The 16,638-nt window shown below is 60.7% G+C and carries 14 protein-coding genes; 6 read left to right on the top strand and 8 right to left on the bottom strand.

Going from position 1 to position 16,638, the window contains the following annotated elements; genetic code table 11:
- Nucleotides 1-42: 42 nt before the first annotated feature.
- Nucleotides 43-366, bottom strand: a complete 324-nt coding sequence (locus tag FQV27_RS11540) for an FAD assembly factor SdhE (protein ID WP_147098583.1) — start codon at nt 364-366, stop codon at nt 43-45.
- 70 nt (nt 367-436) lie between these two features.
- On the opposite strand from FQV27_RS11540, the gene FQV27_RS11535 reads away from it, so the two are divergent.
- A complete protein-coding gene (locus FQV27_RS11535) occupies nt 437-1,645 on the top strand; it encodes a pyridoxal phosphate-dependent aminotransferase (protein WP_147098581.1) in 1,209 nt (402 codons plus the stop codon).
- A gap of 44 nt (nt 1,646-1,689) precedes the next feature.
- Complete coding sequence (locus FQV27_RS11530; protein ID WP_147098578.1) at nt 1,690-2,073, top strand: host attachment family protein; 384 nt, start codon at nt 1,690-1,692, stop codon at nt 2,071-2,073.
- A gap of 63 nt (nt 2,074-2,136) precedes the next feature.
- Here the strand turns inward: FQV27_RS11530 and FQV27_RS11525 are convergent, their stop codons facing one another.
- Nucleotides 2,137-2,391, bottom strand: a complete 255-nt coding sequence (locus tag FQV27_RS11525; protein ID WP_147098576.1) for a hypothetical protein — start codon at nt 2,389-2,391, stop codon at nt 2,137-2,139.
- A 207-nt stretch (nt 2,392-2,598) separates the two neighbouring features.
- Between FQV27_RS11525 and FQV27_RS11520 the strand changes: the two genes are divergently transcribed.
- Nucleotides 2,599-3,495, top strand: a complete 897-nt coding sequence (locus FQV27_RS11520) for a LysR substrate-binding domain-containing protein (RefSeq protein ID WP_147098574.1) — start codon at nt 2,599-2,601, stop codon at nt 3,493-3,495.
- A gap of 132 nt (nt 3,496-3,627) precedes the next feature.
- On the opposite strand, the gene FQV27_RS11515 is transcribed toward FQV27_RS11520, so the two are convergent.
- Complete coding sequence (locus FQV27_RS11515) at nt 3,628-4,410, bottom strand: 3-hydroxybutyrate dehydrogenase (protein WP_147098572.1); 783 nt, start codon at nt 4,408-4,410, stop codon at nt 3,628-3,630.
- Between the two features lie 351 nt (nt 4,411-4,761).
- Here FQV27_RS11515 and FQV27_RS11510 point away from each other — a divergent pair, with 351 nt between their 5' ends.
- A complete protein-coding gene (locus FQV27_RS11510; RefSeq protein WP_246133082.1) occupies nt 4,762-6,576 on the top strand; it encodes an extracellular solute-binding protein in 1,815 nt (604 codons plus the stop codon).
- 85 nt (nt 6,577-6,661) lie between these two features.
- Entirely contained in the window at nt 6,662-7,000 is a 339-nt protein-coding gene (locus FQV27_RS11505; RefSeq protein ID WP_147098568.1) for a hypothetical protein, read from the top strand.
- Between the two features lie 112 nt (nt 7,001-7,112).
- Here FQV27_RS11505 and recA read toward each other — a convergent pair whose 3' ends face one another.
- On the bottom strand, nt 7,113-8,177 hold the full coding sequence (gene recA / locus FQV27_RS11500) for a recombinase RecA (protein ID WP_147098566.1): 1,065 nt from the start codon (nt 8,175-8,177) through the stop codon (nt 7,113-7,115).
- A 206-nt stretch (nt 8,178-8,383) separates the two neighbouring features.
- On the opposite strand from recA, the gene FQV27_RS11495 reads away from it, so the two are divergent.
- Nucleotides 8,384-8,962, top strand: a complete 579-nt coding sequence (locus FQV27_RS11495; RefSeq protein WP_147098564.1) for a sulfotransferase family protein — start codon at nt 8,384-8,386, stop codon at nt 8,960-8,962.
- On the opposite strand, the gene FQV27_RS11490 is transcribed toward FQV27_RS11495, so the two are convergent.
- From FQV27_RS11490 to FQV27_RS11475, 4 genes are read right to left on the bottom strand one after another with little or no spacing between them, the layout of a single operon-like run.
- On the bottom strand, nt 8,944-11,010 hold the full coding sequence (locus FQV27_RS11490; RefSeq protein WP_147098562.1) for a hybrid sensor histidine kinase/response regulator: 2,067 nt from the start codon (nt 11,008-11,010) through the stop codon (nt 8,944-8,946). The two genes, FQV27_RS11495 and FQV27_RS11490, sit on opposite strands and share 19 nt — an antisense overlap.
- Nucleotides 11,011-11,066: 56 nt before the next feature.
- On the bottom strand, nt 11,067-12,239 hold the full coding sequence (locus FQV27_RS11485; protein ID WP_147098559.1) for an RsmB/NOP family class I SAM-dependent RNA methyltransferase: 1,173 nt from the start codon (nt 12,237-12,239) through the stop codon (nt 11,067-11,069).
- Complete coding sequence (locus tag FQV27_RS11480; protein WP_147098557.1) at nt 12,236-15,292, bottom strand: efflux RND transporter permease subunit; 3,057 nt, start codon at nt 15,290-15,292, stop codon at nt 12,236-12,238. The genes FQV27_RS11485 and FQV27_RS11480 overlap by 4 nt, the downstream gene beginning before the upstream one ends.
- A complete protein-coding gene (locus FQV27_RS11475; RefSeq protein ID WP_281290023.1) occupies nt 15,289-16,557 on the bottom strand; it encodes an efflux RND transporter periplasmic adaptor subunit in 1,269 nt (422 codons plus the stop codon). Before FQV27_RS11475 ends, FQV27_RS11480 begins: the two co-directional genes overlap by 4 nt.
- Between the last annotated feature and the right edge of the window lie 81 nt (nt 16,558-16,638).

Below are 16,638 nucleotides of genomic sequence, written 5' to 3'. Positions count from 1 at the left end.
CCTTGCTGAGAATGACCATCGCCCAAAAACAAGAATCTTCGGTTAATCCGCGAGATCTTTTTGCGGACGGTTCGTGAACTCTGCAGGCATCTCGGCAAGCCGACCGAATGCATGGGCGGCGATCACATCCAGCACGTCCGCAATTTCGGCGGGGCCGGCATCCTCGCCACGCGAACGTGCAATCACCCAGCGATAAAGGTCCTGGTCGTTCTCCGCCATCACCTGCTCGTATGCGTCCAGCAGTTCTGGGGCGAGCCCGGCAAGCGCGGTATCCGCGAAAGGCCCAAGGATCAGGTCCATCTCTTTCATCCCACGCCGCCAACTGCGCATCCGCAGCCGTTTCAGCCGGATGTCGGGATCTTCCATTCTTTGCCTCGCTTGTGGCCCGGGAAAACGCAGCATATGACGTGAAACCAGAGATTCCAAGGAGCGCAGCATGGCTTTCCTCTCAGACGCGATCAACCGCATCAAGCCTTCTCCAACCGTTGCGATGACCGGACGTGTGGCCGAACTGCGTGCCGAAGGCCGCGACATTATCGGGCTTTCGGCAGGAGAGCCGGACTTCGACACGCCCGAACATATTCGCGACGCCGCCAAAAATGCGATCGATGCTGGCCACACGCGCTATACCGCCGTCGATGGGATCGCCCCGCTGAAACAGGCGATTTGCGACAAGTTCGCGCGAGAGAACGGGCTCGATTACAGCCGCGATCAGGTCAGCGTCGGGACCGGCGGCAAGCAGATCCTGTTCAACGCGCTTCTTGCCACGCTGAACCCCGGTGACGAGGTTATCATTCCCGCGCCATACTGGGTGAGCTATCCCGATATCGTCGGGCTGGCGGGCGGGGTGCCGGTGATCGTCCCCTCGACCGCGGAAGACGGTTTTCGCATCTCGGCTGCGGCGCTGCGCGCGGCGATTACGCCCAAAACGAAATGGCTTATTCTCAACTCCCCCTCCAACCCGTCGGGGGCGGCTTACGACGCCGACCAGATGCGCGCGCTGACCGATGTGCTGCTGGATTATCCGCAGGTCTGGGTCCTGTCGGACGACATCTATGAACATCTCGTTTTTGACGGCTTCACTTTCGTCACGCCTGCCCAGATCGAGCCGCGCCTTAGGGACCGCACGCTGACGATGAACGGTGTCAGCAAGGCTTATGCCATGACAGGCTGGCGGATTGGCTATGGTGCCGGCCCCAAGGCGCTGATCGCCGCCATGGCGAAACTGCAATCGCAATCGACCTCTAATCCCTGCACGATCAGTCAATATGCGGCGCTCGCCGCGCTGGAAGGGCCGCAGGATTATATCGCGGCCTCTCGCGAGGCGTTTCAGCGTCGCCGTGATCTTGTCGTCGCAGGGCTGAATGAATGCCCCGGTGTCAGTTGTCCGATGCCGCAGGGCGCATTTTACGTCTATCCGTCAATCGAAGGGCTGATCGGCAAGGTTTCGGCGGCGGGCACCACAATCAGCGATGACGAGGCGTTCGCCAATGCGCTGCTGGACGAAACCGGCGTGGCAATAGTCTTTGGCGCGGCATTCGGCCTTTCGCCGCATTTCCGCGTCAGCTACGCGGCAAGCGACGACACCCTGAGCGAGGCAATTCGTCGCATCCGCACCTTCTGCCAAGGCTGTCAGGAACCCTGATCGGGCACGGGCGTTTTTCCGGCAGACCAAGCAAGGAGCCAGTCATGCTGGAACATAATGCACTCGTCGTCGTCGCTGACGGACACCACGCGATCCTTTACCGCAACAGCGCGAAACAGGGGATCGAGCTAACCGAGGTTCAGCAGCTTAACCCCAAGAACCTCGCCGATGAGGCCGAAGGCCATGCGCCGCAGGAGCGATCACCAAAGGATGAGGACGAGGCGACCTTCGCCAAGCAGTTGGCAGAACGGCTGAACGGCATCGTTTTGCGTCACAAGGCCGATCAACTCGCGATCATTGCCGATCCGACAACGCTTGGCACATTGCGCAAGCACTATCACAAAGAGCTGGAAGGCAAGCTGAAGAAAGAACTTGCGAAGGATCTGACCAAGGCGTCGCCTGAAGATATCGCGAAGGCTTTGTCCTGATCCGCTGTCCCTGACAATCATTCGGCCCGTGCGCTGTTCTGCGCACGGGCTTTTTTCATTGACTCACCAGCCCCACTGGCGCAGCGCGGGATCTACATTGTGATCGAGGATGCGGCCGCTTCCGCGCGATGGACGAAGGCTTGCGCCGCCATCCAGGCCGATATCGCGGCGAAGATGTTCCGGCACCTCTTTCAGCGAGGCGCGCAGCATGGCACGTTGATGCCGTTTTTCGTGCCACATCGCGATCGCCTGAAAAACCCGTGCAAGCGATGATTGCATATGTGCCACGGCGGGCAGCTCGATCGGGGTCATGGTCATCTTGTCTCTCCCTTTCATGGCGACGCGTCATCCCTCCCTCATAAAGCGGGCTTGTGCCGCCTGGGGCGCCGGATCGGGCGTCGAATTGAGTTCTCTTGCAGAATTTCGCCGTCTGTGTTGGCTTCTGCTTCTATCGATACTCAGATGATGCTAGCTTTGCTGAAGGAAATCCAACAAAACGCAAGTAACAACGCATAAGGAGTGCTTATGGAGATTCCGCCCCTTGCAGCGCTGCGCGTCTTTGACGCCGCCAGCCGCCAGCTCAGCTTTACCCGCGCAGCCGAGGGGCTGGGCATGACGCAGGCGGCGGTCAGTTATCAGATAAAGCTGCTGGAGGAGCGGTTGGGAGGACAGCTTTTCCTGCGCAATCCCAAAGGGCTTGAACTGACCGAACTCGGGCAGCGCTACGCTGGACCCACAACCGATGCGTTCGACCTGCTGCGCGAGGCATTCTCGTCAAGCTCCGGGCAGCAGGAAACATTGTCGATCTCGACCATGACGACGATTGCAAGCAACTGGCTGGCCTATCGGCTCGGTCGCTTTCAGCTCAGGCATTCCGAACTCGCGGTAAGGCTGGATACTGACGACAAGGTCGTCGATTTCGCGCGGCAGGATGTCGACGTGGCCCTGCGTCATGGACATGGCGAATGGGAAGGGCTTGTGTCGAACTTTCTGTTCAGTTCGGACGTGACCCCGATGCTGTCCCCTGCCCTGATCGAAGAATATGGGCCGCTGCGCAAACCCGAAGATGTTATCGACATGCCCTGGCTGAACAGCACTGACCGGGAATGGGACGGGTGGCTGAAACTGAACGGGGTGGCCGAGCTGTCCTGCGCGCCGACTCGCAGGTTCGAGATCGAAGCGCAATCCCATCTGGGCCGGGCGGCGCTTGCGGGGGAAGGCATTGCGCTGCTGAACCCGCGTTTCTTCCGGTTCGAGCTTGCGACCGGATCACTTGTCCAGCCCTTTCCGTCTGTGCTGAAGGGCGAGAAAAGCTATTGGCTGGTCTATCCCCATGCCCGCAGGAACCGGCCCGCAATAAAGTCGTTTCTTCGCTTCCTGCAGGAGGAGATTGTTGCGGAAGATTCCGAACTTGCAGCCTGATGCGATCCGGCACGCGACCATTCACGTCAAGCGCGATGCGCAGGCTTAGACCAGCCAAATAGATTGAAGCGGCAACAGCCCCCGGCGCGCCGCTTCAATCCACGATTTCATTCAGAAAAGGTCATTCAGAAATCAAAGCGCGGTCCACCCACCGTCCACACTGATCGTCGTGCCGGTAATCTGATCCGCCGCCGGGCTGCACAGAAATACTGCCGTCCCGCCCATCTGCTCGACCGTAGCAAATTCACCGGATGGTTGACGGGCGAGCATCACGTTCTTGATGACCTCTTCGCGGTCCATGTGATGGGTTTTCATCTGATCAGGGATCTGCTTTTCGACGATGGGGGTCAGGACATAGCCGGGGCAGATGGCGTTGCAGGTAATGCCCTTTCCGGCCTCCTCAAGCGCGGTCACCTTGGTCAGCCCGACGACGCCGTGTTTGGCGGCGACATAGGCGGATTTGAACGGGCTCGCCGTCAATCCATGCGCCGATGCGATGTTGATGACGCGGCCCCAGCCCTTTTTCTGCATCTCCGGCAGCGCAGCGGCCGTGCAGTGAAATGCCGATGAGAGGTTGATCGCAATGATCGCGTCCCATTTTTCGACCGGGAAGTCGGGAATTGCGGCCACATGCTGGATGCCGGCATTGTTCACCAGGATATCGCAAGCGCCGGCCTTTTCGATCAGGGCGCGGCACTGATCTGCCTTTGACATGTCCGCCTGAATGTATCGCACCTCGGTTCCGAATTCCTTCGCGATTTCCGTGGCCAGTTCGTGATCCGCGGCGTCATCGGTGAAGCTGTTGATGACGACGGATGCACCTGCTTCAGCGAATGAACGCGCGATACCCAATCCGATACCGGAATTGGACCCGGTAACGATCGCCGTCTTACCCTTCAGGATATTCTCGAACATGGTCTTGCTCCGCCAGTTGATGCTGCGGGATTTCTACGCCTGCCCCAAGCGGACCTCAAGTGAAGGCCGCGGTGCCATCAACCGTGCGCTCGCGCACAAAAAAAAGCGCCCGCACGAAGCGGGCGCCAGTCATGAGGCAGGTTTCATACAGGCAAGAAACCTATCGAGCAGTGAGTCATGTATAGGCGAAACCGCGCGTGAGTCCAAGGCTGTTGTTTGTATCGGTAAACTGGCTCGGATAGTCTCTGCATTGAAAACAATGACATTTGCCGCAGAGGGGCCATCGTCGAGATGCGAATCTTCAAAAACTCTAACGATTCCGCGATCAGAAGGTCATTTCTGGGCGTTCTTATGGCCGCCGCAACTGTTGCCGCGATGCCGCTGGCAAGCCTTGCCGAGCCGACCTATGGCATTGCGATGTATGGCGAACCTGCGTTGCCGAGCGATTTTTCTCACCTGCCATATGCCGACCCTGAAGCGGCGAAAGGCGGCTCGATTCGGTTGGGCGAATCGGGCAGCTTCGATTCGCTCAATCCTTGGGTTTTGAAGGGAAATCCCGCCTGGCCTGTTTACACGATGCCCGGAGTCATTGCGGAAACGCTGATGTTTCGCAGCCTGGATGAACCCTTCACACTTTACGGTCTGCTCGCCGAATCGGTCGAGACAGATGAAGCGCGAAGCTGGATTGAATTTACGCTGAGACCCGAGGCGAAATTTTCCGACGGCTCTCCGGTGACGGTCGAGGACGTCATGTGGTCCTATGAAACGCTCGGTACCAAGGGCCACCCGCGCTATCGCGGCGCATGGTCGAAGGTCGAAAATATGGAACAGACCGGACCGAACAAGATCCGCTTCACCTTCAACACGCCGGACCGCGAATTGGCGCTGCTTATGGGGATGCGCCCGATCCTGAAGAAAGCACAGTGGGAGGGCAAGGATTTCGATGCCTCGGGGCTGGAGGCTCCGATCGGTTCCGGCCCCTATATTGTCGATAACGTCGATCCGGGCCGCTCGCTGACGCTTCGCAAGAACCCCGACTGGTGGGGCAAGGATCTGCCGATCAATCAGGGACTTCATAATTTCGACCGCGTTATTTACGACTATTACGGCGACGCAAACGCCATGTTCGAGGCGTTCAAGGCGGGCGAGTTGGACGTCTGGAGAGAGTTGAGTTCCAGCAAGTGGAACACCGAGTTCAGCTTCCCCCGCATGTCGTCGGGCGAGGTTGTCAAATCCGACATCCCGCATCAGCGCCCGTCCGGAATCTCGGGCCTCGTGATGAATACGCGCAATCCGCTCTTTGCGGATTGGCGCGTGCGACAGGCGATGATCGAAGCGTTCAACTGGCAGTTTATCAACAACACGGTTTCGGGCGGCGCAGATCAGCGGATCACGTCGTATTTCTCTAACTCTGATCTTGGGATGACGCCCGGCACCCAGGCGACGGGGAAGGAACTGGAACTTCTGGAACCTTTCGCCGGCGAACTCCCGCCCGGCACGATCGAAGGCTATGCGCTTCCCGAAGGCTCTGAACGTGCGCTAGACCGCAAGGCGCTGCGCTCCGCTCTCAAACTGCTGGAAGAGGCAGGGTGGACAATCACGGACGGAACGCTCCGAAATGCAGAAGGGCGCGCCTTCGAATTCGAGATATTGCTGAACCTGTCAGGTGACGTCACGACCACCGCTGCAGAGATGCGCCAGATCGCAGATATCTATGCGCAGGCCCTGCGCAATCTGGGCATGTCGGCGAAAATCAGCCTCCTCGACAGCGCGCAATATACTGAAAGAACGACGAATTATCAGTTCGATATGACTTGGTATCTGCGCGCCTTGTCGCTGTCGCCAGGGAACGAACAGATGCTGTATTGGGGCTCCAGCGGCGTGACGGAACCGGGGACGCGAAACTTCATGGGCATGAATTCGCCCGCCGCCGAGGCCATGATAAACGCCATCGTCAACGCCGAGTCCGAGGAAGATTTCCTGGCCGCTGTTCACGCACTTGACCGCGTTCTGACGGCCGGGCGCTACGTCATCCCAGCAGGTTTCTCGCCGGTCGGCCATCTCGCACATGATGCGACGCTGAAATTTCCTGAGCACATCCCGATCTACGGCGACTATCCGGGGTTCCTTCCCGAAACCTGGTGGCGAGAAGGTGGCGGTTCCTGAGGAACCGCTGGCCTCGCGACGCCGTTGGGGCGCATGATCGAACAAAGGAAAGGCGCATCCGCGCAAAGGATGAAGGAATTTGCTGATGAAGTGGCATCATGTCGCCGAGAATTGGCCAGCATTTTACGAGGCGATCGTCGACCGCTGGCCCGGTATTGACGAAGCCGATCTGGACGAGGTTGACGGCGATCAGCGTCGCTTCGTACGTCTTGTCGCGGAAACCGAGGAGCTTGAGGTCGAAGAGGCCCGCGCAGAAATCCGCGAATGGCTGATCGGCGAAATCCCGTCGGATGTCGTGATGGACGAAGCGCATGACGACCGCTCGATCCGCAATTCCGCAAAATATGTCGGTGAGGGCGAAGACGAATATGACGACGATGCCCGCTTCGGCGATGATGACGAGGTCGATGAAGACGGCGACTGAGCCTAAGCGTCTGCGTCAGCACGAGGGATCGCTCGCTTTGAGGACGGGGTAGTTCAGTCAAGAAAAGGCCCGCGCATTCTGCGCGGGCCTTTTGATACCAGAGGGCTGACCATCAGTCTTCGGACAGCACATCCTCTTCGCCTGCACCGCCGGGCACCGCAAAATCGAGCCCGTGGCTTGCACGGATCTTGTCCTCGATCTCTATCGCAAGTGCCTGATTGTCACGCAGAAATTGCTTCGCATTCTCTCGCCCTTGGCCGATCCGTTCGTCGCCATAGGAATACCAAGCACCCGATTTGTCGACGACGCCTGCCTTGACGCCAAGGTCGATCAGTTCCCCCATTTTCGAGATACCCTCGCCATACATGATGTCGAATTCGACCTGGCGGAACGGCGGCGCGACCTTGTTTTTCACCACTTTTACGCGGGTCGAATTGCCCACCACTTCGTCACGATCCTTGATCGAACCGGTGCGACGGATATCGAGACGAACAGAGGCATAGAATTTCAGCGCATTGCCGCCCGAGGTCGTTTCCGGGTTGCCGAACATTACGCCGATCTTCATGCGGATCTGGTTAATGAACACGACCATGCAGTTCGACCGCCCGATCGACGCGGTCAGCTTGCGCATCGCCTGGCTCATGAGACGCGCCTGCGCGCCGACCTGAGCATCGCCCATATCGCCTTCAATTTCTGACTTAGGGGTCAGCGCGGCCACCGAATCGACGACGACCATACTGACCGCACCCGATCGCACCAGCGTATCAACGATTTCCAGCGCCTGTTCGCCGGTATCCGGCTGCGAGATCAGAAGCTCATCAAGGTTAACGCCCAGCTTTCGCGCATATTGCGGATCGAGCGCATGTTCGGCATCCACGAAGGCGCAAACGCCGCCCTTCTTCTGCTCTTCGGCGATGCAGTGCAGCGTCAACGTTGTCTTGCCAGAACTTTCCGGCCCATAGATTTCAATGATGCGGCCCTTCGGCAGACCGCCAATACCGAGCGCGATATCAAGACCGAGCGACCCGGTCGACGTCGCCTCGATCTCGGCCACAGGGTTGTCGGCCCCAAGCTTCATGATGGAGCCCTTGCCGAACTGCCGCTCAATCTGCGCAAGCGCGCTGTCCAGAGCCTTCTGCTTGTCGGCCGATCTCTTGTCCATGTTCGTATCGCTCATCCTGCCAAAACTCCTTGCCCTTATATTCGGAACAGTGCCGGCATCTCAACCAATGTCGCGAAATGTTCCGTTAATGTTCTAATAAGTGAATCGCCGCGTTCTGGCAAGACTCCACCTTCAGAACTCTATCGGCAAAATCTTAACCGAAGGTTTACACCACAGCGGCCGCGTCCTATCGGATAGCCAACAAAACACGAGGAAAGATCATGCTGATTTTCTGGGACCAGAGGCTGGTCTTCCTGGCAACGCCGAAGGCCGGATCGACCGCGGTTGAAGTTGCGCTTGAACCGCTTGCAAGCTTGGCCGTTCAGCGCCCGCCGGAGATGAAGCATGCGGATGCGGCCGGTTTTCACCGCCATATTCACCCCTGGCTGACCGAGATGACGTCCGATCATTTCACGACCGTCGCGCTGATGAGAGAGCCGCTCGACTGGGTCAGAAGCTGGTATCGCTTCCATTTGCGCGATGCGCAGGATCAGGATGCGGACGCCGAGCGTTTCGAGGATTTCGTGCAGGCGTATCTCGGCGATAGCAAGACGCTTACGCAGGGTATCGGGACGCAGGCCGCCTTTCTGACAGGGGGTGACATCCCGGTCGACCGGATATTCCGGTACGAGGATATGCCGGCCTTCACAAACTTTCTCGACGAATGGCTGGACTGTGAAATCAGCCTGCCGCGCATCAACGTGCCGCCCGCCGCAGATGTGTCACTCTCACCCGGAACCGAGGCGTCGTTGCGTCAGGCGCTTGCCGCGGATTTCGCGCTTTACGCCTCGCTCGTCTGAAGGGCGGGCAGTTCGGCGGCGTGATCGAACTTCTCGCCGACCGCAGCGACGAGATCGCTGAGCGAGAAAGGCTTCTGCAGAAACGACGCCCCTTCGATCGAGCTGCGCCCGTCCTCGAACACATCTTCGGTATAGCCCGACATGAAGATGACACGCGTTCCGGGACGGTCGCGCAGCGCGCGCCTAACCCAGCTCAGCCCGTCCATCCCCGGCATGACAACGTCAGAGACGAACAGATCGACGGTCAGCTTGTCGTCGGTCAGCAATTCCAGTGCTTCCTCGCCTGATTCCGCCTCTATCACCTGATAACCGCGCAGCTTCAACGCGCGGCTGGCAAAGGCGCGCACGGGCGCCTCATCCTCGACCAGCAGCACGCGACGGTCAGGCGGCGCTGTCATGCTGACGCTGCGCACCGGATCGGCGATCTCCTCGGGCGGGGTATCGTCGGCACCGAAATATGCGGGCAGATAGATCGTGAAAGTCGTTCCTTGCCCCGGCGCGCTCTCGCACATGATATAGCCGCCGGTCTGCTTCACAATCCCGTAAGCGGTCGAGAGGCCAAGACCCGTGCCCTCACCGACGCGCTTCGTGGTAAAGAAAGGCTCGAATATCTTGCCAAGAACATCCGCGGTCATGCCGCAGCCCTGATCGGTTACGTCTATGCGCACATACCGACCGGGCGGGACCGCAAACCGACCATGCAGCTGAGGCTGCGACAGGTCGATATTCTGCGTGGCAATGTCGATCCGGCCGCCCTGAGGCATTGCATCCCGCGCATTCACGACGAGGTTCATCACAACCTGCTCGAACTTGCCACGGTCGACGCGAACAGGATAAAGCCGTGGATCGTGCCGTTGTTCCAGCGTGATCTTCTCGCCCACTAGCCGGTTCAGCAGATGCGAAAGATCGGCGATGGTGTTTCGCAGATCGACGCGCTGCGGCTTCAGCGTCTGCTTGCGCGAGAAGGCGAGCAAGTGGCTGACGAGATTGGCTGCGCGGTTGGCGTTCTGGCTGATCTGGTCAAGATCGGAGAAGTCTGGATCGCCCTTGTCATGGCGCAGCATCAGCAGATCGCAATGACCACTGATGGCTGTCAGCAGGTTGTTGAAATCATGCGCAATCCCGCCGGCAAGCTGCCCGATCGCCTGCATCTTCTGGCTTTGGACGAACTGCGCTTCAAGCGTCTTGAGGGCGCGCGCGTCGGACAGCACGGCAATAAGGGCCGACCCGTGATCCTCAGCATGCATGGAGACCTGAATAAAGCGGTCCTGCCCAGCATGTGGCGCGCGCAGCACCTCGGGGATCGAGGTGCCGGGCGACGCGAGCGTTTCGTGCAGCCATGCGTCAAAGGGCCGCCCTAGCCCGTCCAGAACCCGTGACACATGCGCTCCGACCGCATCATGGCCACAGAAGGGCGTGGCGGCGCTGTTCACGTTCAGTATCGTCCCGTCAGGCGCTAGGCGCAGGATCGCGATCGGCAGACGCTCGTAATCCATCGGATCGGCGGTCGAAGGGCTGGCGCTTTCAACCAGAGATGACATTGAAATCCGAAGAAGATCGGTGCCGGAGCGTTCGAACAGCAGCTTGACGCCGTCCGGAAGATCGCGTTCGGCGCGACCATGCCGCAATGCGCGTGCGATCAGGCGAGTAGTTTCGCGCTCCGCATCGGCGAACTGCCCTGCAAGAAGCTGCGACAGCGGACGCCCCTTCCAGTCACCCCAGCGATCAAGCGCCTCGGGCGATTGGGCAAGAACCATGCCGCCGCCAGCGACCGCCCACCCCGGCTGGCCCGCAACCTCCAGCATGGGTCGCAATTTCGATAACTGGCGTCGTTGCAGTATTCCGTCGCGGGCGCGGGACAGCGCAATACCGCCCGAAAGCAGATACCAGCTGAGTATCGCCGTCATTGCCAAGAGCGAGACTTCAAGCCCCGGATTTCGCCGCGCGCCCTGCAGATGCAGCCATATTTCACCGATCACCAGTGGCAGGGCCAGCAAGGGAACCCAGAGCACGGCATGACGCGGTATCCGATGCAAAAGCCTCAGCATGGACCTTTCCCCCGATGTCAGTCTGCCCGAGCTAACATCGAGAGTTTAAGGAAGTATTAACGCCCGCCTGCCCCGCGTCGAAGCAGCGCCAGGAAAAACCCGTCAGAGCCGTCTTCAGGCGACCAGGATTGGCGCTCTATTTCAACGAATTGCGGCTGCCTGCCAGTGAAAGCCGAGATCTGTTCGCCATTTTCTGCATCGAGCAGCGAACAGGTCATATAGGCCAGCAGCCCCCCGTCGCGAACAAGTCCGGACGCATCGTCAAGGATCTGGCTCTGGACCGCCAGCAATTGATCCAGCCCGGCGCGGGTCAATCGCCATTTGGCGTCCGGCGTCCGACGCCAGGTTCCCGAACCCGAACAGGGAACATCCGCGACCACCAGATCATAGTCGCCCCCCAACTTAGCAGGCGGCGAAAGCGTGACCTCGACGCCAGCACGCCGCGCGCGTTCGGGCAGATCTGCCATGCGCTTCGGTGCCGCATCATGGGCGGTAACCTCGATATCTTCGCGAGACAGCAATGCCAGCGCTTTGCCCCCGCCCCCTGCACAGTAATCCAGAACACGCGCGCCCTGTGCGAGAGGCAGGGACGCGCAGGCGAGTTGCGGCGACAGGTCCTGCAACTCTACCCATCCTTCCCGATAGGGTTCGGAATTCGCGATCTTCCTTTCGCCCGCCGTCACGCGAAGGGCGGTTGGCAATGCGTCGGCTTCGACCGTTTCGATCCCGGCTTGCGCCAACGCCTTGCGTGCTGCGCTGACGGAAGCGCGTCGCGGGTTCACGCGCAGCCAGACAGGCGCCCTTGCGCGCATCGCATGGGCCAGAGGCAGCGCACGCTGTCCGATCGATGCCTGCCAATCCGGCCAGAGCCAGTTCGGCAGATCGGGAAGAAGATCGGCGGCCTGCGCGCTGCCGCCACTTGCGCGCTCTTTCTCGGTAAGGGCAGCCGGGGCGTGGCCCGTCCCGGTAAAGAACTCGTCCGGATTGGCCTCATCGGTGCGCAGCAGACCCAGCATCAGCGCACGACCGTCCCGACCGCCACCAAGCAGCGCGAGGCTGTCGCGACGCCGCAACGCCTCGAATACAAGATCCCTGACCGCAGCGCGATCGCCCGACCCTGCGAAGCGGCTGGCGCGCGCCCACCCGATCAGCGCTGCCTCGGCAGCGGTACCGCCCAGCACCCGATCCAGAATTTCGATGGCCGCGGCGACGCGCGCAGCCGGGGTCACGAATGCCCCCGCGCGCCGGATGCGCTGTTGATCCCGATCCGGCGACGCAGCCATTGGCCAAGCCGCGTCTGCGCGCCGTGGATCACGGAAAAGAGTGCGGGAACGAACAGCAGAGACAGAAGCGTTGACAAAAGCAGCCCGCCGATCACCGCCGTCGCCATAGGCGCGCGGAACTCACCACCAGCGCCGGTGCCGATCGCAGACGGCACCATCCCTGCGGTCATCGCAATGGTGGTCATGATGATCGGACGCGCGCGCTTATGAACCGCATCCAGAAGCGCGACCCGCTTGGGCGCGCCGTCGCTCATTGACGTCAAGGCGAACTCGACCAGCATGATCGCATTCTTGGTAACGATCCCCATCAGCATGAGGAAGCCGATCAGCACTGGCAGGCTCATGGCGTAGTTGAAGAAGAACAGCGCGAAGATCGCGCCGCCAATGGCCAATGGCAGCGAAAGAAGGATCGAGACAGGCGTGATGAAACTGTGGAACAGCAGCACCAGCACGACGAACACCAGCATCACGCCGGCGGCCATGGCAGTGCCGAACGCCTCAAAGATGTCGGCCATGATTTCGGCGTCGCCCGATGCCTGTATCTCGGTTCCGGGGGGAAGTTCCAGCGTCTGCTGCAACGCAGCCACCTGAGCATTCACAGGGCCGAGCCGTGCGCCATCAACAAGATTGGCTGTCACTGAAACCCGATAACGGCGATCATAGCGCCCGATTTCGGCAGCGCCGGCGCTATAGCCTATGTCGGCGACAGTTTCGAGAGGGATGAGCCCTTGCGAGCTGGGAACCCGCAGACTGCGCAGAATTTCCATGTCTTCGCGCGCATTCCGGTTGAGCCGCACCATAATCGGGACCTGACTGTCGCCCGAGTTGAATTTGGCGAGGTTTTCCTCGACATCGCCGATCGTCGCAATCCGCAGGGTCGCAGCAAGATCGACCGCGCTGACCCCGAAACGCGCCGCGAGATCAGGCTTCGGCGTGATCGTGATCTCAGGGCGCAGCAGGTTCGCATTGCTCAGCACACCTTCCAGTTCCGGCATGCCTGCCATCGCTTCGGCAAGGCGCTGCGCGGCAAGGGCGGCGCTTTCCTCGGTATTGCCAAGAACGCTGATCGAAAGATCGTTCTCGCCATTCTCGTTCTGAAAGCTCAGCCGCATATCGGGAATGTCGGACAGGGCCTGCTTGATGTCTTCCTCGATCTCGAACTGGCTGCGCTCGCGTTCCTCTTTCGGGCCGTAATTCACGAACAGCTTCGCTTCGGTCACGTCGCTGCCGCCGCCTTCGACAAAGACGGACTTCACATCCGGGAACTTGTCGAGCCGCCGGGTGACAAGGCGCGCCGCATCATCGGTTTCAGATATGGTGGCACCGGGCGGCAGTTCGAGCGTGACGGTCGAGCGACCGATATCGGTCGGCGGCATGAACTCCCCCGGCAGAAGCGTGGCCGAGTAGATCGAGCCTGCGAAAATGGCAAACCCCGCCAGCAGTGTCAGCGCGCGGTGCTTCAGCGTCCACGCCGAAACTTTCATCAGATTGCGCATCACCATCCCGTCCTTTGCGTCGACATGGTGCGCATCTTTAAGGAAATAGGCGGCAAGCATCGGTGTGACGATCCTTGCCACCAACAATGACAGCAGGACCGAAACCGCGACAGTCAGGCCGAACTGTTTGAAATACTGCCCCGCGATCCCGGACATGAAACTTACCGGGGCGAAAACCGCCACAATCGAGAAGCTGATTGCGATAACCGTGGTGCCGATCTCTGTCGCGGCTTCCTCGGACGCCTGATAGGCGGGCACACCCATATTGATATGCCGCACAATGTTCTCGATCTCGACGATAGCATCATCGACGAGAATCCCCGTCACCAGCGTGATCCCGAGCAGGCTGATCGTGTTCAGCGTGAAGCCCAGCATATCCATGATGAAGAATGTGGGAATGATGGATAACGGGAGCGCAAGCGCGGCAATGAGTGTGGCGCGCCAGTTTCGCAGGAACAGAAAGACCACCACGATCGACAGGGCCGCGCCTTCGTAAAGGGTTTCCATCGCGCGGTGGAAATTGGCCTCGGTATAGACGGTCGTGTCGTCGATCAGGTAAATCTCGGTCGAGGGATAACGCTCCTGCAACTCGGCCAGCTTTTCCTTGCTTCCCTCGGCCGCCAGAAGGTCGGATTCTCCGCTTGCGCGGAAGATGCCGAAGGCAACGACCGGGGTGCCGTCATACAGCGCGAAGCCGCGCTCCTCGGATGCGCCGTCGATGATCCTGCCAAGCTGATCGAGCCGCACCGTCGCCGCATCGGAAATGCTGATCGGCGTTGCGGCAAGCTGGTCAAGCGTTTCGGCCGCACCAAGCGCGCGGATCGAAAATTCGGTTCCCGCAAGGTCGCCGCGCCCGCCGCCAAGGTCGATATTGCGCATGCGCAACTGCTCTGAAACCCCAGCCGCAGTCAGCCCATGTGCGAGCAACCGGTCGGGATCGAGTTCGACCTTGATTTCGCGATCCGCCCCGCCCAGCCGGCTGACCTTTCCGACCGCATCGACCGTGGCGAGGTCACGCGCGACAACATCATCGACGAATTTCGAAAGTTCCTCGATCGAGCGTGTATCGTCACGCACCGCATAGGTCAGAATGGGGACGCCGGTGACGTCCAGCCTGCGGATGATTGGCTCGGTCACGCTGTCGGGGAGTTCACCCCTGATCTCGGCCACTGCGTCCTTGATGTCGTTGACGGCGCGGTCGCTGTCGGTCTCCAGCTCGAACTCCACCACGAAGGAAACCGCACTGTCCTGTGCCGTCACGGTCGTGTGCCGCACACCGACAACCGCGGCAATCGCATCCTCGATGGGCTGGACGACCTGTGTGACCAGTTCCGATGGCGCAGCACCTGGTTGGCCAACCGACACCGTCACAAGCGGCAGGTCGATATTCGGGAACTGCGTGACCGCCAGCGAACGGAAGCTGTAGAACCCGGCCAGCATGAGGACCAGAAACAGCGCAATCGGCGGGACCGGGTGGCGGATGGACCAGGTTGAAAGGTTCATTGCCCGGCCCCTGACATTGCCGCGCGCGGTGTCGCGGCACTCTCGCCCTGTTTCGCGGATACCGTGCTTTCTGCGGGCGGCTCCTCCGCCGTGACCGGGGACACCTTGTCGCCGTCGCGGAAGAATGCGCCTGCGCGTTCGATGACCTGTTCGCCCGACGCAAGTCCGGTCAGTATCTCTCGATTGCCTTTCCAGATCGCGCCTGCTTTGATCTCGCGCGTCTCGACAATGCCGTCGCGCACGACCTGCACGATCTGCGCGCCGTCGCCTTCCAGCACTGCCGTCAGCGGCACCGCAACCCCGTCATGGCGATCCACGATCACCCAGCCAGAGGCGAACAGGCCGGATCGCAGCCCCACCACCTGATCCAGCGAAATGCGCATTTCGCCAAGCCGCGTCACCGGATCAACGGCAGCAGGCAAAAGCCTGACCACGCCCGGCACCTCGCCCATCCCGGCGACCGAGGCCAGCACCGGATCGCCGACCTTCAGCCTGTTCAGTGCGGTTTCGACCACATCCGCCTGCCATTCGATGGTCCCGTCGGCAATGATGGTGAACATCGGATCGCCCGCCGCACTGCCGAGCGCGCCGAGCCGGGCGCTGCGTTCGCTGACAATCCCGTCAACGGGGGACGTGACGCTGGTGCGATCACGATTCAGCTTGGCCAGATCGAGCGCTGCATTTGCCTGCGCGCGCGCAGCCTCTGCCACGGCAAGTCCGTCGCGCGCCGAGGCCGCCGCTGCGCGCGCCGCCGCTTCGTTCGCCACGACCTCATCCAGCGCCGCGCGTGTCGCAGAGCCGCCGCGCTGAAGCTGACGGGTGCGTTCCAACGCAGCCGCAGCCTGCGCGAGCGTCGCCTCCGTGCTGTCGATCTGGCTGCGTGCCTGACCGACGGCTGCATCCGCGCGCTGCGCCTCTGCGTCTGCCTGTGCAAGCTGCGCTTTCACCGTCAGATCGGACAGCCGCGCCAAAACCTGACCCTTCGTAACGCGGTCGCCTTCCTCAACCAGCAATTCGGTTATCTCGTCCCCGGCCAGTTGCGGATAGACGAGCGCCAGCTCGCGCGCGACCAACGAGCCCGAGGCCGGAACCCGGATTTCAATCGGCATAACGGTCGCCGGCACCACCGTCACCGGCAAGGCGCCGCCCCCTGTCGTCGCGTCTGCAGGCGGATCGCCGGCCTCTTGCGCGGCAAGTGGGCCAACGGGTGCAAGGACAGCAAGCGCGCTTAGAAAGGCACAAAAAACGACCCGACAAAACACCATGCTCATCCCTTAGCGCACGACGCACCAGTTCAGGACGACGTGAAAAGCTCCTCATTGCGCGGGACATCATGTTGCGGGCGG

The sequence above is a fragment of the Paracoccus aurantiacus genome, assembly GCF_007993065.1.
In the GTDB taxonomy this organism is placed as follows: domain Bacteria; phylum Pseudomonadota; class Alphaproteobacteria; order Rhodobacterales; family Rhodobacteraceae; genus Paracoccus; species Paracoccus aurantiacus.
The sequence above is the reverse complement of the archived record's forward strand: the minus strand, read 5'-3'. Positions and strand labels throughout refer to the sequence as shown.